Genomic DNA, 22447 nt, shown 5'->3' on the forward strand with positions numbered 1-22447 from the left:
CCACAAATCGCGATCTGGCCCGGTGGGGGCCCAAAAGATGCTTTCATTTTGCATGGTGTGATCGTATCTTAACAAAAGATTAAAATTACTCGAAAGATGCAAATCGAAACGAGTATGAATGAGGTGAAAGCGCCCTTCGCCGGGAAAAATCGCGGCAATGGGCGTTACAGTGCAGGTCAATGACGCGTTCAGGGCGCTATATTTTCGCATGGCGACGGGCATTGCCCGTAGCGCTTTTGCGTATAAACGCCCTCACAAGCCGGCTTGATCCTGGACAGGGTTGAGAATGTGAGCGGTTCCATGCGTATTTTGGCCAATATTTCTTTCACCGAAACAACGGTGACATGCATCCCCATCGCGCCCGCGCTTGCTTCCTATCGCGAGCAATTAGCCCTTAACGATGGCGCGCTTGAGTTTCGCTTGCGGCTTTTTGCGGCGCGGATACGGGGCGATGCGCCATCGGTCAGTGTCGCGATTTCGGTCCCGCGCGCATGCGTGATGCAGGCCCAAACCGGCCCGCACCCTTTTGGCGATATCCCTGAGGGGGATTTGCATATCTTCACGTCCAATGGCGATGCAGCGGCCCTGCCCGTTGCCGTCGAACGCTGTGTTTGCGACGCGGTCGCGGCCTTTGCGCGTGCCTATGGCATGGAACCCGTCGCGATCATCGTGCCGCAAGACGGGCCTTTCGCGGATATCACAATGCCCATTGGCACGGCCGTGCCCGATCACCAAGATCATGAGCAAGACGCACCGCCCAGCAGCCTCGCGACAAGCGCGCTGGCAATGCCCCCCGCCCTTCAACGCGAATTGCAAAAACGCCAACAACAAGAGGCCCGCAAAGCCGCGCGCGCGCAGAAAAGCTGGGCGCGAGACGCCCTTTTGAGTTTGTCGCCTTTTTCCCCGATCCCCGCCTTGCTCAGCGACCCGCAAGACGACAGCGCGCAGGACGCGACCAGCGCAGCGGTTTGCGTGGTGCCGATCACCCCGCCTGCACCGCAGGAAAATGCGCCCGCCCAGATTGCACCCACTCATCGCCAATCATGGCCGCGGCGTAGGCGGGCGGCCATGATGCTTGGCACGGCAGCCTCTATCGCCGCGCTGCTTGGTGGCATGGTTTTCTGGCCCGCCACACAACAGGCCGCGACCGTGGCCATTTCACCCGAGGCAGCACAGATACCCGAGGCCAGCAGCACCACCTTGCCGGATATCGTGATGAGTTCGACCTCTTTGGCAGGCGAGACTGCGCGCGCCACGGATAGGCCGACACCGCCTGTCACCCTAGATCGCGCACCGCAGCCGACGACCGCACCGCAGTTGCCCAGCCTTGATGCCTGGGACTTTGCGCCAGTGCGCATGGCCGGGATCGCGCAAGATGGCGGGCCACCGCGCTATGCGGCCACCTTTCCGATGGAGCCCGCGATATCACAGATCATGCCGCCGCGTATTCCGGGCCGGATCTTGAATAATCGGGGCAGCTTTGCAGCGTTTGAGCGCAACACCGCTACAAACCCGGCGCTGCCGCCTGCCGCACACTCGCCAACAACGGCGCTTGGGCCACAAAGCACGCGGCGCCCAATCGCGCGCCCTGCCGCCTTTTTGTCAGGACGCAGCGCCCCATCACCGGCCGCGCCCCAAACCACGGCGGCGGCCGATCCACAAGGGCCGGTGCCCGGTTTACGCCTTGTGGCCATCGTCGAAACCGAAGGAGAGCGCCAAGCCATCGTGCAAATCGGCCCCAATCGTCGCGCTCGCGTTGTCGCGGGCTCGGCGACACAGAACTGGCAAGTCGTGGAAATCAAGGCCGACGGGCTCGTCTTGCGCGTGGACGGTCAGGCGCAACTGGTACCAATCGGCCTATGATCACACAGCCGTTTCATCCTCGGGTGGGGCGGCGATCACACCTTTGGCCATAAGCGCGGCCAGATCCAGCGCTTTCCCGGCCAAAAGCCCGGTCAAAACCGCGATTGTGTCATGACCGAGCCGTGGCGCTGCGGTGGGCGGAATGGCGGGCGTCAACGATAGCTTGAGCGGCGAGGCGACACCGGCCAGATGATGCCCATCAGGTGTGCGCGGTGCCGTGCGCATGCCGCGCGCCTGCACATGCGGGTCGGCAAAGACGCGGCCAATATCGTTGATCGGCCCTGCGGGCACCTTGGCACCGTTCAAGGCCGCGATCCACGCATCCAGACTACGCCCCGCGATCAACCGTTCCAGCTCTGGGATCAGCGTATCGCGGTGCCTGACCCGGGCGGGATTGGTCGCATAACGCGGATCAAGCGCCAATTCCGGGGCACCCGCCACGGCACAAAAGCGCGCGAATTGCCCGTCATTGCCGACAGCCAAGATGATATGCCCATCCGATGTCGGAAAGACTTGGTATGGCACGATGGTGGGATGGGCATTGCCCATCCGCACAGGGGGCGTGCCGGTGGCCAAGAAATTCGTCGCCTGATTGGCCAGCGTTGCGACCTGCACATCCAACAGCGACATGTCGATATGTTGCCCCTGCCCCGTGGCATCGCGGTGGCGCAGCGCCGACAAAATCCCGATGACCGCGTAAAGCCCGGTCAACAGATCGGTCAGCGCAACCCCGGTTTTCATCGGCTCAGCGCCCGGCGTGCCATCGGCCTGGCCCGTCACGCTCATCATGCCGCCCATGCCTTGGACAAGGAAATCATACCCGGCCTGATCGGCATAGGGGCCGGTCTGGCCAAAACCAGTGATCGAGCAATACACAAGGTCGGGCTTGATCGCGCTCAGGCTTGCATAGTCGAGGCCATATTTGGCCAGACCGCCAACCTTGAAATTTTCGACCACGACATCGGCCTGTGCGGCCAGCGCGCGCACAAGGCGTTGCCCATCGGGATGGGCGATATCGACCGCGACCGATTTCTTGCCCCGATTGGCCGCATGGAAATAGGCCGCGCCATGATCGCGCCCGGCATCGTCGATCATGTTGGGTGGCCCCCAAGCGCGGGTATCGTCGCCCTCGCCGGGGCGTTCGATCTTGATTACCTCGGCCCCCATGTCGGCCAAGACCTGCGTCGCCCAAGGCCCGGCAAGGATACGGGTCAGATCAAGGATCCGCAGCCCGCTCAACGCTGCGCGCTGTGGTATTGTCGCTGCATCAGCCATGCCCACCCCTTCATCTCGCCCAACCCATCGGCGCGACGCTATCGGGTGGCGAGATCAAGGTAAAGCAGGCGACAGATGTCGCGCACAGGTCAGGATCAATGAGGGGGATGGTAGCGGAGGAGGGACTCGAACCCCCGACACGCGGATTATGATATCGTGTTTGAAAAAGTTCAGCTGTCAACCGTACGCCGTGACAATCAAACAATGGAGATCTTTTTCGGCCACAGGTACCCTGCTATGGTGCGAGAGCTAACGATCGCAGTAAGCTGCCAAACACTTATGGCGAAAAATTGCGCACAACCACCAAATGAGCAAGTAATAAAATAACGCATCTTTAATAACTTACAGGGTAAAAGATGAGCTCACAGCTTACAGGGCATTTAATCAACATATCGTTCGTAACGATAGGTTATATATTGTCTATGATTTTAGTGCAAGCGGTAATTGTTCCAGCGCAACAACTATATTTACCTGCCATCACAACCTTCGCCGCCCTTATCTTTCCGCTTCATGGGGTAAGAGTAATTTCGGCATGGCTGTTTGGGGGATGGTCAGTACTTTATCTTTTTGTTGCAAACTGCATTATGCATATAGTTCTTACGCCAAATGCTGAATTTACATTAAATTCATTTTATGCTTGGTGCTTAGTTAGCAGCGTCGCGTGGCTTACTTTTGAAATTTTGCGGATAAGTGGCTTTAACTTATATGAAAAGAATCAAAAGATTTCGGCAATGACCTGGCGTCATCTTATGTTGATTGCGTTTTTATCTTCAATTATTAATTCATTGGGACATAATATTATTTTTGCAAGAGAGATATTGCCTGAAAATAGTTTCGGCACAATCCTAGCCTTCATGATTGGAGACACGTTAGGAACGTTCTTGTGTTTCTTTGGTCTCATGCTCGTACTGCGTATGTTACGAAGACTTGAATATTAGTCTATAGAGACCGCGTTCACGCCCAATCTGTTTTTCAACAAAGTGCTTTTCTCGCAATGATCGTAATGCACGGAAAAACGTGCCGTGTGACATCCCTTGTACAAGGGGATGACAACGCAACTGATCGCTTTCAAACGCATTATTAGAGTCTTGAATGTCAATAATTGCCGCGAGCACGTCTCGTTCTTCTTGCTTTAAAGAATCGATACCTAAATCAGCCTCCATCATTACGAGAAGCTTCTTCAACTTCAGAAACGCCTGGAAATTTGATGACATAGAAGCCTCTGGCCCACCGGTCGCAGGTTAGCGAAGCTATCAGTCAGGATCAATGGATAGTTCTAAGCATCCTCGACTTGACTCTTGACTGAAGTACCAATTTGGCACAAATTGTTACCAAGCTGGTACTTATGAGCTCGAATCAGAGACGAATACAACTGCCCTGGAGGGTTCAGAATGCGATTGTTTACAACTATCTTCCTCATCTGCGTCGGCCTTTCCTCAGCGGCAAATGCTCGCCTCGTCACAACGCAAAGTGAGGGCGCCATATGCAATGATGGAAAGCAGGCCACATTTATTGTCTCTGAAGCACAATCAGAGGATTGGTTAGTGTACTTTGAAGGAGGCGGGGTAGCCACTTCACCGGACTCCTACAGAAACCGCGACAGCAGATGGAAAACACCTCAACGTGACGGGAGTTATGGGCTTAGCATACCCCTAGTACATGACTTTAAGCAGAAAGGCTTTAATGTCGTAGTAATTCCTTACTGCTCGAGCGATCTCTTTCAGGGTGCCCATACTAATATTGTCGACGGAAAAGAGGTATTTTTTCACGGCAGAAAAATTGTTGAAGATGTCTTTGCACAATTAAATGCTGAATTCACATCGTCAGATACCTTGGTGTTTGCTGGCCATTCTGCTGGCGCTATAGCACTTGGATTTAATTCAGATTTGATAAGTAGGTACTCAACTTCGAAAGTCATCGTCGATAGCTTCTGGCTGGATACTGAGTCAAGGAGAGAGCGTGAACGGTGGACGACGGGTCCTTGGGTCGAGATAAACAAATTTGTATACGGCAATATGCCAGCGCATTGTACGGGGCACTGGTCGAGATGCTTCCCTCAGCGCACCAAATTCCAATCAATGAATATTTCCGAAGTTTTCCCCATCTGGAATATCGGAGATCCCTATATCCGTGGCGATACAAACGCGGTAAAGAGAAGTATCGTAAGTGACATAGAGCACTATGGCGCAGGCTTCTCAATCGATGCAGCTGCACTTAAAGTTGAAGGGTTTGAGAGATGGGGTCATGTCGTGGTTGCCAACCAACACTACACACAAGAATTCGATGGAATCACTATAAAAATGCTTATTGAAAATTGGTTGTCCGGAAGCGGCACATCACATTTTATCAAGCATTAAACGAATAACGGATTAATAGCAATGAGAGGCTTGCCCCTAAATATTTTGGCAGCATCATCTTCAATCCTATTACTTTCGGGTTGCCAGACAACGTCAGCGAATGCGCCTACTACAGATGGTCCGCCCATAGAAGCGCAGTCAGCTATTCCAGATGGGGAAGCGTTACAACGCTATATGGTCGGCGAAAGTGCCAGAGAATTTATCAGTGTCAGGAGTCCAGTTATTGAGGAAAATTACTGGTATGGGGCACGACAGTTAGTCGGGGATTTCAACAGTGACGGGTACGCAGATTACCTTCTTACAGGAGTTTCTAGGTCTCGCCAACACAATCCAGATGGTCCGCATCTGCATAAGCCTATTCTATTATTCGGAACCGCTCAAAGGGGACGTTTCGAAGATCGTTCAGAACTACTGCTGAATCCTGATGGTAATCAAATCGGTATTATAAACAAGCCACTGATAGCAGACTTCAATGGTGATGGGGTTCCAGATTTTTTCCTCCCTGATACGTCTTGGGGGCACGGTGCTGACACGAAAAACATTGTGTATCCGTCTTATTATCTTTCACAGGAAGACGGTACTTGGATTGATTTGGGCCTCAGAATACGAAGGGTAACAAGCGAGTTTGGGCATGGTGGCGCTGTGGGTGATATCGATAATGATGGTGATACTGACGTTGTTCAAACTGGCAGAGGTGACAAAGTTATTTGCTTTATAAACGATGGCAGAGGTAACCTAGCACAACGAACTTGTGGTAACGGCAAACTCCAACATTCTATTGCACTTGGTGATTGGGATGGCGATGGCGATCTAGATATGATGACGACATGGGACACAATGTTTGAATCACAGCCTCCAGACCAAGGGCATGCTCCTAGGAACATGCGGGGTGAGTGGTTGTGGTATAATGACGGGCGTGGCAATTTTACTCCCAGAACACGAATTCCTGACCTTGGAAACTGTTGGAACAATCATCCATATCTATGGTCATACGACATTGATAACGATGGCGACCATGACGTGATAGCTACAGTAACGCAGACAAATTATGCATATGCTGCCTTCCGAATACTAGAGAACCAGAATGGAAATTTCACTTCACATTTCTATCCGATCCTCGAAGAGAAGCATTTGACTGCGAATATGACAAACGGATGGCAATTTGCTCGCGACTTTGAAGTAGGCGATGACTGTCGTTTGTACGTTAATGGCGAGTTTGATAAATGGCTAGAGGGACACATTCTCAATGGTCATACAACGATGATTAGATATACCGATGTCGATAAAGATGGCCACCGCGACATTGTAATCATGAGTGATGACTGGAGTCAGCCAAATGATGACCGAACCATGGGATCATACCTTAAAGGAAATGGTCGGGCGGATGGATTTCGCCTAGTGACAAGAACAAGTGATGATCCACTAGGCAACCCCGTTCGGTTTTATGGCGCCACAAGGATTGCTCGTTAGGAATACTTTCACTGATTTTTAGCTTATCTAATTCGACTATAATATAAACGAAGAAATTTGAATCTTTTGAATTGCGTCCATAATTTCAAGGTGTTTTGGCAATACACGTCTTTTGTTCTTTCAGACTCGTTTTCAACAAGAGGGAAGTTTCTGGATAGAAGTTTAGAAACGGTCAGGGGTTTGAACTCAAAACTTCCCGATTATGAGTAGCGCTATAAAAACATTCAGACAATCAACACCCAGTACCCATCACTATCTCACCTTATTTGTCGCGCCCAAAACGCTGTCAACAAACTGTCCGGCACACACTGTTCCAAACACAGTGTTCACCACAGTGATTCTCCCCAAAATCCCGCCCCACAGCAGCAAAAAAACTGTGCTACCGGTGTGCTACGCAGAAACTGCGTCAACCGAAAACCTAGTTGATTGATTTTATTGGGAAACTTTGGTAGCGGAGGAGGGACTCGAACCCCCGACACGCGGATTATGATTCCGCTGCTCTAACCAACTGAGCTACTCCGCCGTAAGCGCGCTGGAGGTATGATAAGCATCCCGCCCCGTCAACAACAAAAACCCGCGGGCGGGCGCAACAGGGCGCGCTGCATGGACTGGGCGCATCGCGGCGCTGCTCCTGCACTGACCAACCACGCCACGCATGCCCAATGGCACTGGCCACAACCGGGCTAATCCCGCGCATTGCGGCCATCATATGCGGCCCTTCGCGGTCAGGTAATCATGCCCTTGCTGATGCGCCTCTCCGTGGCATCGCGTGCAAGATCATCGGCATCTCACAGCGGCAGCGCCGTTGTTTTGAACACGGTCTTGAGGGCAAAGCTTGACTGCATCTGCGCAATCCCCGGAAGCCGCGCCAAATACTGGCGATGGATGCGGGCGAAATCCTCGCTATCGCGGGCAACGACCTTGAGCAGGTAATCGGCCGTGCCCGCCATCAGGTGGCACTCCAGCACATCGGGCACACGCGCCACGGCCTTCTCAAAGGCATCCAACACCTCATCAGCCTGTCCCGAGAGCCGGATTTCCACAAAGACCGTGGTCACCCGTGCCACCGCCCGCGGGTTCAAAAGCGCGACATAGTCACGGATCACACCCGCCTGTTCCAGCCGCTGCACGCGCCGATGACAGGCCGAGGGCGAGAGATGCACCCGCTCACTCAACTCGCCGTTGGTCATGCGGCCATTGCGCTGCAAGGCCCGCAAGATCGCAAGATCCATCTCGTCTAGCGCATCATTATCGCGATTATTTTGCATGATTTAGACGGTTACTCAGGAAATTGTTGTGAATACTATGCGTTATTCAGGCAAAAGATCAAAGCAATTCCATCAGCGCTGGCGCATCATCTGGGCAAGGATGCAAAGGAGCTTTCCATGCTGATCGGCTGCCCCAAGGAAATCAAACCGCAAGAATACCGCGTCGGGCTGACGCCTGCTGCCGCACGTGAGGCCATCGCCCATGGCCATAGCGTCATCATCGAAACCGGTGCCGGTCTTGGCGCGGGCTTTGATGACGCCGCCTATCAGGCCGTCGGTGCCCAGATCGTGGCAAATGCAGAGGCGGTTTTTGCCCAAGCCGCGATGGTGGTGAAGGTCAAAGAACCCCAAGCCAGCGAACGCGCGCGGCTGCGTGACGGTCAGATCTTGTTCACCTATCTGCATTTGGCCCCCGATCCCGACCAGACGCGCGATCTTTTGGCCAGTGGCGTGACGGCCATCGCCTATGAGACCGTGACCGATGCAGGCGGCGGCCTACCGCTTTTGGCCCCCATGTCCGAGGTGGCGGGCCGCTTGGCCCCACAGGTGGGCGCTTGGGCGCTGCACAAGGCCAATGGCGGGCGTGGCGTGCTACTCGGCGGCGTGCCCGGTGTCGGCCCGGCCGAGGTGGTGGTGATCGGCGGCGGTGTCGTCGGCACACAGGCCGCGCGCGTCGCCGCAGGCATGGGGGCGGATGTCACGGTGCTTGATCGCGCGCTGCCCCGGCTGCGCTATCTCGATGATGTCTATCGCGGCGCGTTCAAGACACGCTATGCCAGCACGGATGCCATGGCCGAGTTGATCACGCGGGCCGATATGGTGATCGGCGCGGTGCTGATCCCCGGTGCCGCCGCGCCCAAGCTGATCAGCCGCGCCCAGCTGTCCACGATGAAGCCCGGCGCGGTCATCGTCGATGTCGCCATCGATCAAGGCGGCTGTTTCGAGACATCGCGCGCCACAACCCATCAAGACCCGATCTACGAGGTGGATGGCATCGTGCATTACTGCGTCGCCAATATGCCCGGCGCCGTGGCGCGCAGCGCGACCATCGCGCTTGGCAATGCCACCATGCCCTTCATGCTTGCCTTGGCCAACAAAGGCTGGCGTCAAGCCTGCGCCGATGATGCCCATCTTGCGGCAGGGTTGAACACACATGCCGGTCAGTTGACCAATGCCGCTGTCGGTGTGGCCTTACATTTGCCCAGCGTGACGCCCACCGCGATCATCGCGGGTTAGAGCATGAAAAAGGCCCGCCCCAATGGGCGGGCCTTACAGCTTGCGCGCGGCAATCAGCCCTTTTTCAGCGCGTCACGGATCTCCAGCAAAACCTCCAACTCGGTCGGACCGGCGGGGGCGGCTGGTGCTTCGGCTTCTTTCTTGACCGCCGCTTCCTTGATCCGGTTGACCATTTTGACCAGCATGAACACGACAAAGGCGATGATCAGGAAATTGATCACGGCCATGACGAATTTGCCAATCGCAAAGACCGGCGCGCCCGCGTCTGTCGCGGCGGTAAGCGAGGGGTAGCTTTCGCCGTTCAGCGCATAGAACCAGCCGGAAAAGTCGATCCCACCGGTGACTAGCGCGATGATCGGGTTGATCAGATCACCCACAAGCGACGACACAATCGCCGTGAAAGCCGCCCCGATGATGATACCCACAGCCATGTCCACGACATTGCCGCGCGCGATGAAATCTTTGAACTCGTTGATCATTTGGTCGTCCCACCTGTTACATTTACATGCGCCCGGGATGTGTCCGCACGCCCGGCAGCGCGCGCGCAAATGACCTCAAAGTTTTTTCAATCGCAAGAAATGATCGCTGCGATTTTCTTTTTTTGTCCCAGTGTCACCATCGCAACGCGGGGCGATGGCCAAAATAACCATAGCCCGAATTTTCGTACGAAAATTCAGGCCGTGCGATTATTCGTACGAATAATCGCTTCAGCCGCGCAGCGTGCCGCCCGAGGCCTTGGTCACCTTATCCACGACTTTGGCGGCCACGGCCTCGATCTCATCTTCGGTCAGGGTGCGATCGCGGGGCTGCAACCGCACGCTTAGCGCGATGGATTTGCGCCCTTCACCCAGCGATCCGCCGATGAACTCGTCAAAGACGCGCACATCCGTGATCAGCGCCTTATCGGCACCTGCAGCGGCATTGACCAAGATAGCTGCCTCAACACCCGCCTCGACGACAAAGGCAAAGTCGCGCTCGACCGCCTGATACTCGGCCATCTCGACCGCGCCACGGCTGGCACCTGCGGATTTCGGCATCGGGATCTCTGCGGCATAGATGGTAAAGGCCATGGCTGGCCCTTTTACATCCATCGCCTTGAGCACCTTGGGATGCAATTCGCCAAAGACCGCAAGGCGTTTTTGCGGGCCAAGGCACAAGATCCCATGCCGCCCCGGGTGCCACCAGCCCGGCGCACCGCGCAAGATCTGCATCTTGGCAGGCGCGCCCATGGCAGCAAGGATCGCCTCGGCATCAGCCTTGATGTCATAACACATCGACCGCGCGGCGGGTGCCATGCGGATCGCGCGGTGCCGTGTGGCCGACCAACAGCCCTGCGACCTGGAGATGTTGCTCGCCCGGCTCGCCGCCGTGAAAGGCATGGCCCACCTCGCAGAGTGCAAGATCCATCATGCCGCGCGCTTGGTTGCGCGCCGCAGCTTGCAAGAGCCCCGGCAAAAGATCGGGGCGCATATGGCTCAGATCGGCTGAGATCGGGTTTTCCAGCATCACATCATCGCTGCCACCGCCGAAGAGCTGGGCCGCCGCACGGTCGATGAAGGAATAGGTGACGCATTCATTATAGCCCAAGGCCGCCGCGGTGCGCCGCCCGATCCGCTCACGCGATTGCGCAGGTGTCAGCACGGGCTTGGGCACACCTGCCGTGGCACGCGGCAGGGGCTTGGGCTCCAGCTTGGTGAGCGAGGAGATGCGCGCCACCTCTTCGACCAGATCGGCCTCGCCCTGCACATCGCGCCGCCAGGACGGCACCCAAACCTCAAGCATGTCGCCGCTTCCGGTGGCCGAAAAGCCAAGGCTGGTCAGGATGCGCGCCTGTTCGGCCTTGGGAATATCCATCCCCACAAGCGAGATGACGCGCTTGGTATCAAGGCTATAGCTGCGCGCGGTCTTGGGCGCGGCTCCTGCCTCGACCAGCTCCGAGGCTTCGCCACCGCACAGATCAAGGATCATCCGCGTCGCGGCCTCTAGCCCCGGCAAGGTATAGTCCGGGTCCACGCCGCGCTCGAAGCGGTAGCGCGCGTCGGAATGGATCTTCAGATCGCGCCCGGTAAAGGCCGTATGGATCGGGTCCCAATAGGCACTCTCCAAGAACACCGTCACCGTCTCTTCGGTGCAGCCGGTGTCTTCGCCACCCATGATGCCTGCAAGGCTTTCGGGGCCGCGATCATCGGAGATCAGCGTGTGGCCCGCGCGCATCGTGTAGGTCTTGCCATCCAGCGCCAACAGCGCCTCGCCACCTGTGGCGCGGTGCACGCGCAGACCGCCTTGCATCTTGTCCACATCGAAGACATGCAGCGGGCGGTTCATGTCATAGGTGAAGAAATTCGTCACATCGACCAGCGCCGAGATGGGGCGCAACCCGATGGCGCGCAGCCGATCTTGCAGCCATGCGGGGCTGGGGCCGTTTTTCACGCCACGGATCACGCGGCCCGCGAAATGGGGGGCGACGTCCAGCGTGTCGGCATCGATGGTGACAGACACCGGGCAGGGAAAACTGCCCGCCACGGGCTGTGGATCATGGGGTTTGAGTGTGCCCAAGCCGCGCGCGGCCAGATCACGCGCAATGCCGTGGATACCAAGCGCATCTTGACGGTTGGGCGTAATCGCAATCTCGATCACCGGATCGACCTTGGCCGGATCATGGGCGGCCAGCCAATCGGTGAACTTTTGCCCGACAGCGCCGGAGGGCAGTTCGATAATCCCGCCATGCTCGTCCGACAGTTCCAACTCGCGTTCCGAGGCCATCATGCCATGGCTTTCAACACCGCGGATCTTGCCCACGGCTAGCGTGGTATCGATGCCCGGCACATAATCGCCGGGCTTGGCCAGAACCACCGTGATGCCAGCGCGCGCATTGGGCGCGCCGCAGACGATCTGTTTCACGCCCTCGTCGGTTTCGACCATGCAGACGCGCAGCCGATCCGCATCGGGGTGCTGCTCAGCCGATTGGATGCGCGCGATGGTAAAGGGCGCAAGACGGGCCGCGCGATCCTCCACGCCTTCGACCTCAAGGCCCAGATCGGTCAGCGCCTCGGTGATCGCGTCAAGCGTCGCCTCTGTTTCCAGATGCTCTTTCAGCCAGGAGAGGGTGAATTTCATCGCTTCATTCCTAATGTGTCGGCAGCGTGGGGGCGGTCAGGCTCAAACGCCGGCATGCACCGCCGGCATCTGCAGCGCGGCAAACCCGTAGTGCCTCAACCAGCGCAAATCTGAGTCGAAGAACGCGCGCAGATCGGGGATGCCGTATTTCAGCATCGCGATGCGGTCGATGCCCATGCCGAAGGCGAACCCCTGCCATTCGTTCGGGTCGATCCCGCCTGCTTGCAGCACTTTCGGGTGCACCATGCCCGAGCCCAGAACCTCGAGCCAGTCATTGCCTTCGCCCACCTTCACGGTGCCGCCTTCCCATGAGCACTGGATATCGACCTCGGCGGAGGGTTCGGTGAAGGGGAAATGCGAGGCGCGGAAGCGGGTGCGCACATTAGTGCCGAAATAGGCGGAGAAGAACGATTCCAGCACCCATTTCAGATTGGCCATCGAGATATCGCGGTCAATCGCCAACCCTTCGACCTGATGGAACATCGGCGTGTGGGTCTGGTCGTAATCGGCGCGATAGACGCGGCCCGGCGCGATCACGCGGGTGGGGGCGCCATGGGCCTCCATATAGCGGATCTGCACGGGGCTGGTGTGGGTGCGCAGCACATGGGGCGGGCGGTCGTCACCGGGCGCGCGATGGGTGTAGAAGGTATCCATCTCGGCCCGCGCGGGGTGGTGGCCGGGAATGTTGAGCGCATCGAAATTGTAAAAATCGGTCTCGATCTGCGGCCCTTCGGCCACGGCGAACCCCATGTCGGCGAAAATCGCGGTCACTTCTTCGGTCACTTGAGAAACGGGATGGATCGTCCCCTGACGGCGGTGGCGCGCGGGCAGGGTCACATCCAGCCATTCGGCGCGCAGCCGCTCATCAAGTGCGGCGTCGCCCAATGCTGCTTTCTTCGCGGCCAGCGCGGTGGTCACTTCGTCTTTCAGCGCGTTTAGCGCGGGGCCAGCGACTTGGCGTTCCTCGGGCGACATCGCCCCCAATTCGCGCATGCGCAGGCTGATGTCACCCTTTTTACCAAGGGCCGCCACGCGCAGATCTTCGAGCGTGGTCTCATCGCTGGCCGCACCGATGCGCCCCAGCCAATCCGATTTCAGCTGATCCAAACTGTCCATGATCCGCGCCTTTTGCCCGTCAATTCCGCGCCCTCACCTATCACGGAAGGCCGCGATTGCAAGCCGCAGGGCCTAGGTTCCGTCCTTGCCCGCAAAGGCGGATTTGCGCCCCCGGATCTCAAGCGCGCGGCGCGAGCGCGTGACCTTGCCGTTTTGGGCATAGATCGTTGTGGGCGGCATGGTCTTTGTGCGCTTTTCGGCCACCACGATACTGTCGTAGCAGCGGATGGAATGAAGTTCCTTGGCGATGGGATCAAAGGGAAACAGCGCGTCTTGATCGGTGTACCAGCTATGCATCCGGTCGATCATGCGCTTGGCATATTCGATAAAGCTTGCCTCGTTGCGGTAGCCGCCGCCGAAACCCGGCCAGTAAGATGTGTGGCAATCCTCGACCAGATAAAGCCCGCCCTCGGCCAGATGCGGCCAGAGGTTTTCATAGCTGGCGATCTGATGGGCGCAGACATGGCTGCCATCATCCAAAATCACATCGAACGGCCCGTGTTTCGCGGCAATATCGGCCAGAAAGGCCGGATCGGCTTGATTGCCGATCTCCACGCTGGTGCCGGGGATTTCCAGCGCTTTGCAGGCCGGGTCGATATCGATGAAGGTCAGCCGCGCCTGATCGCCGAAAAACCCCTTCCACATCGGGATGGAGCCGCCGCGAAACACCCCGATTTCAAGAAATGAGATCGGGCGGCCACGAAACCGCGTCAACTCGCGGGTATAGACGTCGAAATAATGCGCCCATTTGCTGAGCAGGCGCTCATCGGTGGTCTTGAGATAATCGGAAAAGAAATCGGCCATACGCACGCGCCCTACACAAAGAATAACCCCCGCCGGACCATCGCCCAGCGGGGGTTTGAATTCAAGCTTGGCTACGCCTCAAAGTGCGGCGCGGGCCTGTGCGACGATGGCACCGAAAGCCTCGGGCTCATGGATCGCCAGATCGGCCAGAACCTTGCGGTCAACCTCGATCCCGGCAAGCGCCAGACCGTTGATGAAACGCGAATAGGTCATCTGTTCGTCGAATGCGCGAACGGCGGCGTTGATGCGCTGAATCCACAGCGCGCGGAACTGCCGCTTGCGGACTTTACGGTCGCGGGTTGCATACTGGTTGGCCTTATCGACAGCCTGCGTCGCGGTGCGGAAGCTGCGCGAACGGGCGCCATAATAGCCTTTGGCCGCGTCAAGAACCTTCTTGTGGCGGCGATGGGTAACGGTTCCACCTTTGGTGCGGGACATTTTGCGGCCTCCTCAGCGGTCGTAGGGCATGTAGGTCTTGACGATCTTCGCGTCCTGTTCGGACAAAGTCGTCGTCCCACGCGCGTTGCGGATGAACTTGGTCGTCCGCTTGATCATCCCGTGCCGCTTGCCGGCCTGTGCCGCCACCACCTTGCCGGTGCCAGTCACCTTAAAGCGCTTTTTGGCGCTCGATTTCGTCTTCATCTTCGGCATTTTCGTCTCCTGTCTTCTAGAGAGCTTCGGGCGCGACTCGGCATGCCGTTTTGGCCGGCCGCACCGTTGGAGGCCGTCGCATACAGCCAAAGCGCGGGGCTGTCCAGCACCTCGCGCGGGGATTCACATCAAGGGCGGGTTGCCGGGCGCTGCGGTAAAGACGCGGATGTAATCCCCCGGCGATGATCCGGCCCACAGCAGAAACAGGCGATGCGGATCATCCGGGTCAATCCAAACCTCGTCGCCTGTCTCAAGACCGCGCAACTCCGGGCTGACATAGCGCACGGCGGTGCCCGCCAAATCATCAGAGGCCGCAAGCGTCGCCTGCCGCGTCGCCACCCCAAGGATCGGCGCATCAAAGACGACATAGGCGAACTGGCTGCTCTGGATACTGTCGAAAAAGACGTAGTGGCTGGCCAGTTCCGTGCCGATGGGCAAGACACCCTCGGGCATGCCGCCGATATCGACGACAAGGGGCCGGGAAAGCGTGATCATCTGCGCCTCGTCAAAGGCATAGAGATTGTCATCGTCGAAATGATCATGCCCCACGGCAAAAGGCTGGCTTGCATCAAGCACAACAAACCGGCCCTGCCCCGATTGCTGCAAGATCCCCCCATCGCGAATGGCCCCCGATCCCGGCCCTGCACTGGCCAGAACCAAGGCCATCGAAAGCATGGCGCGCATCTAGTTCAGCACCATCGCCGCAACATGGATAAACGCCATCGGCAGATCATGGGGGCCAAGCCCGCCGGGGATGACCGACAGATGCAAGAACCCCAAGATCACCACCCCGATGATGAGCGCTGCAAAAGCGGGCCACGACCAGATACGGTTCACCCAGCCCGCCACCAAGGATGCCGTCGCAAGCAGCACCACAAGCACGGCGATGACGATTAAGATGTTCGGATCAATACTCACTCAGGGTCCGCTGCATAGATCAATCGTTCTTCGCATGGTGCCACGCGCAAGATGTTCGTGGAACCCTGCACATTGAACGGCACACCGGCGGTCACGATGATCTGATCGGCCTCGGTCGCGTGGCCCCCTTCGCGCGCGATACGCGCCGCCGAGATGACCGCCCCCTTGAAGCGGTTCACCTCGCCCGTGACATAGCAATGGCACCCCCAAGTCAGGCACATCCGCCGCGCCACGCCAACCAAGGGCGTCAGGGCCAAGATCGGCACCTGTGGGCGTTCCCGTGCAACCAATGCGGCGGTGTTGCCCGATTGGGTGAAACAGCAGATCGCCTTGATATCCACGGTTTCCGCGATCTCGCGCGCGGCCAAGACAATGGCATCCGCCGTTGTGACACGCGCAACATTGCGCGAGGCGGCCATGATGGAGGTGTAATTCGAGTCGTTCTCGACCTCGAGCGCGACGTTGTTCATCGTCTGAACCGCCTCGATCGGATAGGCGCCCGCCGCCGATTCCGCGCTCAGCATCACGGCATCGGCCCCCTCGTAAAGGGCGGTGGCCACATCCGACACTTCGGCGCGGGTCGGCATCGGACTTTCGATCATCGATTCCAACATCTGGGTCGCCACGATCACGGGCTTGGCGGCCGCGCGGCATTTGCGGACCAACCGCTTTTGGATCGGCGGAACGTTTTGCACGGGCAACTCTACACCCAGATCACCACGCGCAACCATGATCCCGTCCGAGACGGCCAAGATCTCGTCAAAGGCGGTGACTGCGGCCGGTTTCTCGATCTTGGACAGGATTGCAGCGCGACCGCGGGCGAGTTCGCGCGCCTCATGCACATCGGCGGCGCGCTGCACAAAGGACAGCGCCAGCCAATCGACGCCCAGCGCACAGACAAATTCCAGATCGGCACGGTCTTTTTCACTCAGCGCCGCCAAGGGCAGCACGACATCGGGCACGTTCACGCCCTTGCGGTTGGAGACCGGGCCACCCGCGATCACCGTGCAATCGGCGAAATCGGCACCACAGGCATCAACACGCAGCCGCACCTTGCCATCATTGACCAACAGCCGCGCGCCCGGTTCAAGGGCTGCGAAAATCTCGGGATGGGGCAGGTTCACCCGGCTCTCGCTGCCCGGCGTCTTATCAAGATCAAAGCGGAAGGAGGCGCCGTTTTTCAGCACATGCCCCTCGTCATCGGCAAAGACGCCGCAGCGGAGCTTGGGGCCTTGCAGATCGGCCAGAATGGCGATGGGGCGGCCAACATCGGCCTCGACCTTGCGGATCGCGGCGTGGCGCGCGGCAATCTCGGCATGGCCGCCGTGGGACATGTTGAGGCGGAACACATCCGCGCCTGCATCGTAAAGCTTGCGGATCATATGTTCGCCATCCGATGCCGGGCCAAGTGTTGCCACGATCTTGACATTGCGGTCGCGTTTCATCGATCGGCTCCTTTTCATCCGCTATCCGGTCGGCCATCGCGGGGTGGCCTTGACCAATGTGTTAGCGCAAACATGCGCGTCTTTATTGCTCTATGGCGCAATTCCGGCACGCCGACAACAGACATGCGCGCGACCACTGGCCAAGCCTGCGCGAAAGTCCTATTTCCGCCCCCAATCAACCTCAGGGATGCGACAAGGACATGACGCCAGCCTATCAGATCGAGGGCGAGGATCGCCCGGGGCGCTGGGTGGTGACATGCGATCACGCCTCAAACCGCGTGCCCGAAACCGTGGCGGGTGGCGATCTGGGCCTGCCGCCCGAAGATATGGCGCGCCACATCGCCTATGATATCGGCGCGGCCGGACTGGCGCGTGCTTTGGGGGCGGCACTCGATAGCCCGGTGATCTTGTCCGATTTCTCGCGCCTCGTGATCGACCCGAACCGGGGCGAGGATGATCCGACGCTGTGCATGAAGATCTACGACGGCTCGATCATTCCCGCCAACAGGCACGCCGATACGGCCGAGGTCGAGCGGCGGCTGGCATTGTTTCACCGCCCCTATCATGATGCCTTGGCGGGGCTTCTTGCGCGCCGCGTGGGCCCGGCAATCTTGGCAATCCATTCCTTCACCCCGCAGCTCAAGGGGCGCGCGCCGCGCCCTTGGCATGTGGGGGTGCTTTATGCAGGTGACACGCGCTTGGCCTATCCGCTTTTGGCACAACTGCGCGCCGCAGGTGATATCTGTGTCGGCGATAATGAGCCCTATAGCGGGCATCTGCCCGGTGACGCGCTCGACCGGCACGGGGTACAGCCCGGTCTGCCCCATGTGCTGATCGAATTGCGCAATGATCTGATCACATCACCGCAACAGCAGCGCGATTGGGGAAATCGTTTAGCACCGATGCTTGACGCGGCACGCAAGAATGCCGAGGTCTGAGCCAACCACAGGGAGAGAGAGACCATGGACGACACCACCCGCACCGAACTTGAAGCCGCCGCCTTTCGCCGCCTGCTTGCTCATTTGAACGGCCGCGCGGATGTGCAAAATATCGACATGATGAACCTGACCGGGTTTTGCCGCAACTGCCTAAGCCGCTGGTACCAAGAGGCTGGGGCCGAGCGTGGCATCGCCATCGATAAAGAGGCTGCGCGCGAAGTGGTCTATGGCATGCCCTATGACGACTGGAAAGCGCTGCACCAGACCGAGGCGAGCGCCGCGCAAGCAGCCGCTTTCGAACAATCGAAACCCGACCATTGACCGACGCCAACCCCAACCCGGCCTTCGATTACGCACCACCCGATACACCGCTCGACATCATCCATGTCGATGCGGGCATCATCGTGGTCAACAAGCCCGCCGGGCTTTTGTCGGTGCCGGGCAAGGCGGCGCATCTGACCGATTGCCTGATGGAACGGGTGCAGGCGGCCTTTCCAACGGCGCTTTTGGTGCATCGCCTCGATATGGACACATCGGGGGTGATGGTCTTTGCACTTACCCCGCATGCGCAGCGCCACCTGAACCTGCAATTCGAAAAACGACAGATGAAAAAGACCTATGTCGCCCGCGTCTGGGGCACGGTCGCCGCCGAAGAAGGCGAGATCGACTTGCCGCTTTGCGTCGATTGGCCAAACCGCCCGCGCCAGCATGTGAACTGGGAGATTGGCAAACCCGCCCAGACATCGTGGCGGCGCATGCGGATCGAGGATGGCACCACACGGATGCGGCTATACCCCAAAACGGGCAGGTCGCATCAACTCCGCGTGCATATGCTGGAAATCGGCCATCCGATCTTGGGCGATCCCTTCTACGCCACGGGGGCCGCGCGCGCATACCCGCGCCTTATGCTCCACGCCGAAAGCCTGAAGCTACGGCACCCGGACGGCGGGATGGGGATGGTGTTTCGTGCGCCGGTGCCGTTTTAAGCGTGGCTGCATGCGCGGCAAGCCATAGCACATCAAGATCGGCCAAGGCGCTTGCATCGAAACGCGCGGCCTCTTGCCAGTAACGCCCCGAGGGGACGACATAATTCAACGCAGCCTCGCGCGCCTTGGCGGTGCCAATGGCGGTTGCATCGGGCAGCAATGGCGCGGCGTCGGCCAATTCATCCAAGCCCGCGCGCGGAAAGACCAAGCGGCTGTCCTGCATCGATAGGTTCACACAGGCGCAACCCTGTTCGGCGGCCAAAAGCTGTAGCCGCGCGGCCTTGGCCTCGAGGCTTTGGAGCGTGATATCGGCACGCAACGGGTCAGCGGTGCCAGTGCCGTAGAAATGCGTGCGCCCCGTCGCGGCATAGACCATATCGCAGCCGAAAAATGCCATCACGCGGGGGCGAAGCGCGCCAAGCGCCCAGTAACCGGCGGTAAAGGCCATCGTGCCGCCCGCGTAAACGAACCCGCCATAGGCGTTCTGGATCGGCACATAATCATCGGCCACGATCCGTGATTGGCCGGGGGCCAGTGTCGTGGGGCGATGCTCTGGCGGAAAATCCTCGGGGTGGATCGAGACATCCCAATCGGGGCGCAGGCGCCATGCATTGTTGATCGCCACGATCTGATCAAAGACCGCCCTGTCCCAGCCACGCACCGCCACAGCAGCGGGGCCGCTGCCCAAGATCAAAACGATTGGGCCTATCATGCGCGTTCCTTCCGTCATCTGGCCCTAAGATAGGCGGCCAAGACGACAGGACCACGACAATTTCCGCAACGCGGCGAAAACCGCGCTTGGGTCAGTCCCAATCGCTGACGGTTTTCACCTCGAGGAATTCATGAATACCCCAGACACCGCCCTCGCGGCCGCTGCCCGATTGCTTCATGCCGCCAAAGGGCGAACCCTTGCCAAAGCCCTTGCCGTTGCATTCCACCATGCCAGAGCGGAGCCGCCGCGCCACCCGGCGCAGACGGTCCTTGTCGGTGGTCTGGATGTAATTGGTCAGGCCGTATTCCGTATCATTGGCCATCGCGATGGCCTCTTGCTCGGTATCGAAGGGGGTGATCGACAAGACGGGGCCGAAAATCTCTTCGCGGTAGATGGTCATGTCGGGCGTTACATCGGCAAAGACCGTGGGGCGCACGAAATAACCGCGGTTCAGATGCTCGGGACGACCGGTGCCGCCTGCAACAAGCCGCGCGCCTTCGTCGATACCGATCTGGATCAGAGCTTGGATCTTGTCGAATTGCATTTCGGACACGACAGGGCCAATCCCGCGCCCCTCTTGATGGGCAGGGATGACCGGGGTTTCCGCAGCCGCCTTGGCGGCGATTTCTACGGCGGCCTCATAGCGGTCGCGCTGCACCAGCATGCGGGTCGGCGCGTTGCACGATTGCCCCGAATTGCCAAAACACCGCGCCACGCCGCGCTTGACCGCTTTGTCATCGGCGTCGGAAAAGATGATATTCGCGCCCTTGCCGCCCAGCTCCAAACTGACACGCTTGATCGTATCGGCCGCCGCCTTGGAGATCAGCCGCCCCGCCCGCGTCGAGCCGGTAAAGCTGACCATATCCACATCCGCATGCACCGATAGCTGGCTACCCACACCCGGCCCGTCGCCATTCACAAGGTTGAACACCCCCGGCGGCAGGCCCGCCGCATCGACGATCTCGGCAAAGACCAAGCCCGATAGCGGCGAGATTTCCGAGGGTTTCAGCACCATGGTGCAGCCCGCCAAAAGTGCCGGTGCCACCTTGAGCGCGATCTGGTTCATCGGCCAGTTCCACGGTGTGATCAGGGCGACCACACCGATGGGTTCATGAAAGATCCGCTCGCCCGGCGCATGGGGGCCAAGGGGGCGTTCCCAATCCATCTCGCGCGCGGCGGCAAGAAAAGCCTCGAAATGCCAATCGCCCGAAGTCACCTGTTGCTGGCGCGACCAATCGATGGGTGCGCCCATCTCGGCGGTGATGGCTTGGGCCATGTCCTCAGAGCGCTCAAGATAGGCCGCCAAAAGACGCTCTAGCGCGGCGATACGCGCAGCGACCGGCGTCGCGGCCCAGCCATCGAACGCCCGGCGCGCAGCGGCAACGGCGGCATCTGTATCGGCCTGATCGCCGATGGAAATCGTGGCGCAGACCTCTTCGGTCGAGGGATCGATCACATCAAGATCACGCGGCTTGGCCGGGGCAACCCAGCGCCCGTCGATGTAGAAATGGCGGCTATGTTCCATGGCTGATCCTCCGAAAGGTTTGGCGCAAACCTGTCACCGACCCGCCCGCGCCGCAAGCCGAACCCCCGACACTCCATGGCCCAAAGGCGACCAGCGTTGCGTCAGCGCCCTAGCTTTGCGGATAAAGGAACGCCGTCACACCGGTCTCAACATTCTCATAAAGGTCGATGACATGGGCATTGACCATACGCACACAGCCAGACGAGGCCGAGGTGCCGATCGACCATGGCTGCGGCGTGCCGTGGATGCGCAGATAGGTGTCGCGCGACCCCTCGTAGAGGTAAAAGGCGCGCGCGCCCAAGGGGTTTTCCGGCCCGCCCGGCACACCGCTGGCAAAGGGGCCGTAAACCTCGGGCTCGCGCGCGATCATGCTTGCCGTGGGCGTCCATGATGGCCATTCGGCCTTGCGGCCAATCCGGAATGTTCCGGGGATATAAAGGCCGGGCCGCCCAATCGCCACGCCATAGCGCATCGCGCTGCCATCGGTGCCGATATGGTAAAGATAGCGCGCGCGCGCATCGACATGAATATCGCCTGCACGAAGCCCTGCTTTGTGCTCGACCCGTGTCGGCATGAAACGCGGATGCAGACCCCAAGGGTTATTGGCATTGGGGTCAGGATCGGGGCGCGTGACCTGCGCATCGAAACCGACGCCATCTTGCGCCGATATCGGACGGGCGATGGCCGCCGAGAACAGCGACGCAGAGCTGATGATGAAATGTCGGCGCGTCAGCATGACCGCACCCCCTTTTGCACAGTCGAGAAT

Annotated in this window: 22 protein-coding genes, 1 tRNA gene and 1 pseudogene; 8 read left to right on the top strand and 16 right to left on the bottom strand. The window is 58.9% G+C overall.

The window, feature by feature from the left end:
• The first annotated feature begins 288 nt into the window (after nt 1-288).
• On the top strand, nt 289-1863 hold the full coding sequence (locus KG698_RS10265) for a hypothetical protein (protein WP_213685475.1): 1575 nt from the start codon (nt 289-291) through the stop codon (nt 1861-1863).
• Here KG698_RS10265 and KG698_RS10270 read toward each other — a convergent pair whose 3' ends face one another.
• Complete coding sequence (locus KG698_RS10270; RefSeq protein WP_213685476.1) at nt 1864-3138, bottom strand: CaiB/BaiF CoA-transferase family protein; 1275 nt, start codon at nt 3136-3138, stop codon at nt 1864-1866. It abuts the gene before it with no gap.
• Nucleotides 3139-3494: 356 nt separating this feature from the next.
• Between KG698_RS10270 and KG698_RS10275 the strand changes: the two genes are divergently transcribed.
• The gene (locus tag KG698_RS10275; protein WP_213685477.1) at nt 3495-4076 is read left to right on the top strand and encodes a hypothetical protein; all 582 of its coding nucleotides are present in this window, start codon (nt 3495-3497) and stop codon (nt 4074-4076) included.
• Here the strand turns inward: KG698_RS10275 and KG698_RS10280 are convergent.
• Nucleotides 4056-4322, bottom strand: coding sequence for a hypothetical protein (locus KG698_RS10280; RefSeq protein ID WP_213685478.1), 267 nt, complete (start codon nt 4320-4322; stop codon nt 4056-4058). The genes KG698_RS10275 and KG698_RS10280 overlap by 21 nt on opposite strands.
• 207 nt (nt 4323-4529) lie before the next feature.
• On the opposite strand from KG698_RS10280, the gene KG698_RS10285 reads away from it, so the two are divergent.
• Together KG698_RS10285 and KG698_RS10290 are read left to right on the top strand one after the other, a co-directional pair.
• Nucleotides 4530-5495 (top strand): pectin acetylesterase-family hydrolase, encoded by a 966-nt coding sequence (locus tag KG698_RS10285; protein ID WP_213685479.1) that lies wholly within the window; start codon nt 4530-4532, stop codon nt 5493-5495.
• 21 nt (nt 5496-5516) lie between these two features.
• Nucleotides 5517-6965 carry a VCBS repeat-containing protein gene (locus tag KG698_RS10290; RefSeq protein WP_213685480.1) on the top strand — a complete coding sequence of 483 codons (1449 nt, stop codon included), beginning with the start codon at nt 5517-5519 and terminating at the stop codon, nt 6963-6965.
• A gap of 446 nt (nt 6966-7411) precedes the next feature.
• Here the strand turns inward: KG698_RS10290 and KG698_RS10295 are convergent.
• Both KG698_RS10295 and KG698_RS10300 read right to left on the bottom strand, forming a co-directional pair.
• Nucleotides 7412-7488 (bottom strand) — tRNA-Met (locus KG698_RS10295).
• 265 nt (nt 7489-7753) lie between these two features.
• The gene (locus tag KG698_RS10300; protein WP_213685481.1) at nt 7754-8233 is read right to left on the bottom strand and encodes an Lrp/AsnC family transcriptional regulator; all 480 of its coding nucleotides are present in this window, start codon (nt 8231-8233) and stop codon (nt 7754-7756) included.
• Nucleotides 8234-8350: 117 nt separating this feature from the next.
• Here KG698_RS10300 and ald point away from each other — a divergent pair, with 117 nt between their 5' ends.
• Nucleotides 8351-9469 (top strand): alanine dehydrogenase, encoded by a 1119-nt coding sequence (ald, locus tag KG698_RS10305; RefSeq protein WP_213685482.1) that lies wholly within the window; start codon nt 8351-8353, stop codon nt 9467-9469.
• A gap of 53 nt (nt 9470-9522) precedes the next feature.
• Here ald and mscL read toward each other — a convergent pair whose 3' ends face one another.
• The 9 genes and pseudogenes from mscL to pyk all read right to left on the bottom strand — a co-directional run bounded on the left by mscL (nt 9523) and on the right by pyk (nt 17520).
• A complete protein-coding gene (gene mscL, locus KG698_RS10310; protein ID WP_213685483.1) occupies nt 9523-9948 on the bottom strand; it encodes a large conductance mechanosensitive channel protein MscL in 426 nt (141 codons plus the stop codon).
• Nucleotides 9949-10176: 228 nt separating this feature from the next.
• Nucleotides 10177-12586: pseudogene (pheT, locus tag KG698_RS10315) on the bottom strand (phenylalanine--tRNA ligase subunit beta).
• Between the two features lie 42 nt (nt 12587-12628).
• A complete protein-coding gene (gene pheS, locus KG698_RS10320) occupies nt 12629-13693 on the bottom strand; it encodes a phenylalanine--tRNA ligase subunit alpha (RefSeq protein ID WP_213685551.1) in 1065 nt (354 codons plus the stop codon).
• An 81-nt stretch (nt 13694-13774) separates the two neighbouring features.
• Nucleotides 13775-14506 carry a class I SAM-dependent methyltransferase gene (locus tag KG698_RS10325; RefSeq protein ID WP_213685484.1) on the bottom strand — a complete coding sequence of 244 codons (732 nt, stop codon included), beginning with the start codon at nt 14504-14506 and terminating at the stop codon, nt 13775-13777.
• 78 nt (nt 14507-14584) lie between these two features.
• Nucleotides 14585-14944, bottom strand: coding sequence for a 50S ribosomal protein L20 (rplT, locus tag KG698_RS10330; protein ID WP_213685485.1), 360 nt, complete (start codon nt 14942-14944; stop codon nt 14585-14587).
• A gap of 12 nt (nt 14945-14956) precedes the next feature.
• Nucleotides 14957-15157 carry a 50S ribosomal protein L35 gene (rpmI, locus tag KG698_RS10335; RefSeq protein WP_213685486.1) on the bottom strand — a complete coding sequence of 67 codons (201 nt, stop codon included), beginning with the start codon at nt 15155-15157 and terminating at the stop codon, nt 14957-14959.
• 123 nt (nt 15158-15280) lie between these two features.
• Nucleotides 15281-15841 (bottom strand): hypothetical protein, encoded by a 561-nt coding sequence (locus KG698_RS10340; protein WP_213685487.1) that lies wholly within the window; start codon nt 15839-15841, stop codon nt 15281-15283.
• Nucleotides 15842-16075, bottom strand: a complete 234-nt coding sequence (locus KG698_RS10345) for a hypothetical protein (protein ID WP_213685488.1) — start codon at nt 16073-16075, stop codon at nt 15842-15844. It abuts the gene before it with no gap.
• Nucleotides 16072-17520 carry a pyruvate kinase gene (gene pyk, locus KG698_RS10350; RefSeq protein WP_213685489.1) on the bottom strand — a complete coding sequence of 483 codons (1449 nt, stop codon included), beginning with the start codon at nt 17518-17520 and terminating at the stop codon, nt 16072-16074. The genes KG698_RS10345 and pyk overlap by 4 nt, the downstream gene beginning before the upstream one ends.
• A gap of 200 nt (nt 17521-17720) precedes the next feature.
• Between pyk and KG698_RS10355 the strand changes: the two genes are divergently transcribed.
• The 3 genes from KG698_RS10355 to KG698_RS10365 are packed head-to-tail and all read left to right on the top strand — an operon-like array spanning nt 17721 to nt 19444.
• The gene (locus KG698_RS10355; protein ID WP_213685490.1) at nt 17721-18458 is read left to right on the top strand and encodes an N-formylglutamate amidohydrolase; all 738 of its coding nucleotides are present in this window, start codon (nt 17721-17723) and stop codon (nt 18456-18458) included.
• 24 nt (nt 18459-18482) lie between these two features.
• A complete protein-coding gene (locus tag KG698_RS10360; RefSeq protein ID WP_213685491.1) occupies nt 18483-18779 on the top strand; it encodes a DUF1244 domain-containing protein in 297 nt (98 codons plus the stop codon).
• Complete coding sequence (locus KG698_RS10365) at nt 18776-19444, top strand: pseudouridine synthase (RefSeq protein ID WP_213685492.1); 669 nt, start codon at nt 18776-18778, stop codon at nt 19442-19444. The genes KG698_RS10360 and KG698_RS10365 overlap by 4 nt, the downstream gene beginning before the upstream one ends.
• Here KG698_RS10365 and KG698_RS10370 read toward each other — a convergent pair.
• From KG698_RS10370 to KG698_RS10380, 3 genes are all read right to left on the bottom strand, one after another.
• The gene (locus KG698_RS10370) at nt 19362-20156 is read right to left on the bottom strand and encodes a hypothetical protein (RefSeq protein WP_300983551.1); all 795 of its coding nucleotides are present in this window, start codon (nt 20154-20156) and stop codon (nt 19362-19364) included. The two genes, KG698_RS10365 and KG698_RS10370, sit on opposite strands and share 83 nt — an antisense overlap.
• Nucleotides 20157-20247: 91 nt before the next feature.
• Entirely contained in the window at nt 20248-21681 is a 1434-nt protein-coding gene (locus KG698_RS10375) for an aldehyde dehydrogenase family protein (protein WP_213685493.1), read from the bottom strand.
• A 109-nt stretch (nt 21682-21790) separates the two neighbouring features.
• Entirely contained in the window at nt 21791-22417 is a 627-nt protein-coding gene (locus tag KG698_RS10380; protein ID WP_213685494.1) for a L,D-transpeptidase, read from the bottom strand.
• Between the last annotated feature and the right edge of the window lie 30 nt (nt 22418-22447).

It is taken from the genome of Roseicyclus sp. (assembly GCF_018402035.1).
Classification (GTDB): Bacteria; Pseudomonadota; Alphaproteobacteria; order Rhodobacterales; family Rhodobacteraceae; genus Roseicyclus.

Coding starts and splice junctions, on each gene's coding strand:
- KG698_RS10270 (WP_213685476.1), bottom strand. CDS start 3,138: ATGGCTGATGCAGCGACAATACCACAGCGCGCAGCGTTGAGCGGGCTG.
- KG698_RS10275 (WP_213685477.1), top strand. CDS start 3,495: ATGAGCTCACAGCTTACAGGGCATTTAATCAACATATCGTTCGTAACG.
- KG698_RS10285 (WP_213685479.1), top strand. CDS start 4,530: ATGCGATTGTTTACAACTATCTTCCTCATCTGCGTCGGCCTTTCCTCA.
- KG698_RS10290 (WP_213685480.1), top strand. CDS start 5,517: ATGAGAGGCTTGCCCCTAAATATTTTGGCAGCATCATCTTCAATCCTA.
- KG698_RS10300 (WP_213685481.1), bottom strand. CDS start 8,233: ATGCAAAATAATCGCGATAATGATGCGCTAGACGAGATGGATCTTGCG.
- ald (WP_213685482.1), top strand. CDS start 8,351: ATGCTGATCGGCTGCCCCAAGGAAATCAAACCGCAAGAATACCGCGTC.
- mscL (WP_213685483.1), bottom strand. CDS start 9,948: ATGATCAACGAGTTCAAAGATTTCATCGCGCGCGGCAATGTCGTGGAC.
- KG698_RS10325 (WP_213685484.1), bottom strand. CDS start 14,506: ATGGCCGATTTCTTTTCCGATTATCTCAAGACCACCGATGAGCGCCTG.
- rplT (WP_213685485.1), bottom strand. CDS start 14,944: ATGTCCCGCACCAAAGGTGGAACCGTTACCCATCGCCGCCACAAGAAG.
- rpmI (WP_213685486.1), bottom strand. CDS start 15,157: ATGCCGAAGATGAAGACGAAATCGAGCGCCAAAAAGCGCTTTAAGGTG.
- KG698_RS10340 (WP_213685487.1), bottom strand. CDS start 15,841: ATGCGCGCCATGCTTTCGATGGCCTTGGTTCTGGCCAGTGCAGGGCCG.
- pyk (WP_213685489.1), bottom strand. CDS start 17,520: ATGAAACGCGACCGCAATGTCAAGATCGTGGCAACACTTGGCCCGGCA.
- KG698_RS10355 (WP_213685490.1), top strand. CDS start 17,721: ATGACGCCAGCCTATCAGATCGAGGGCGAGGATCGCCCGGGGCGCTGG.
- KG698_RS10360 (WP_213685491.1), top strand. CDS start 18,483: ATGGACGACACCACCCGCACCGAACTTGAAGCCGCCGCCTTTCGCCGC.
- KG698_RS10370 (WP_300983551.1), bottom strand. CDS start 20,156: ATGATAGGCCCAATCGTTTTGATCTTGGGCAGCGGCCCCGCTGCTGTG.
- KG698_RS10375 (WP_213685493.1), bottom strand. CDS start 21,681: ATGGAACATAGCCGCCATTTCTACATCGACGGGCGCTGGGTTGCCCCG.
- KG698_RS10380 (WP_213685494.1), bottom strand. CDS start 22,417: ATGCTGACGCGCCGACATTTCATCATCAGCTCTGCGTCGCTGTTCTCG.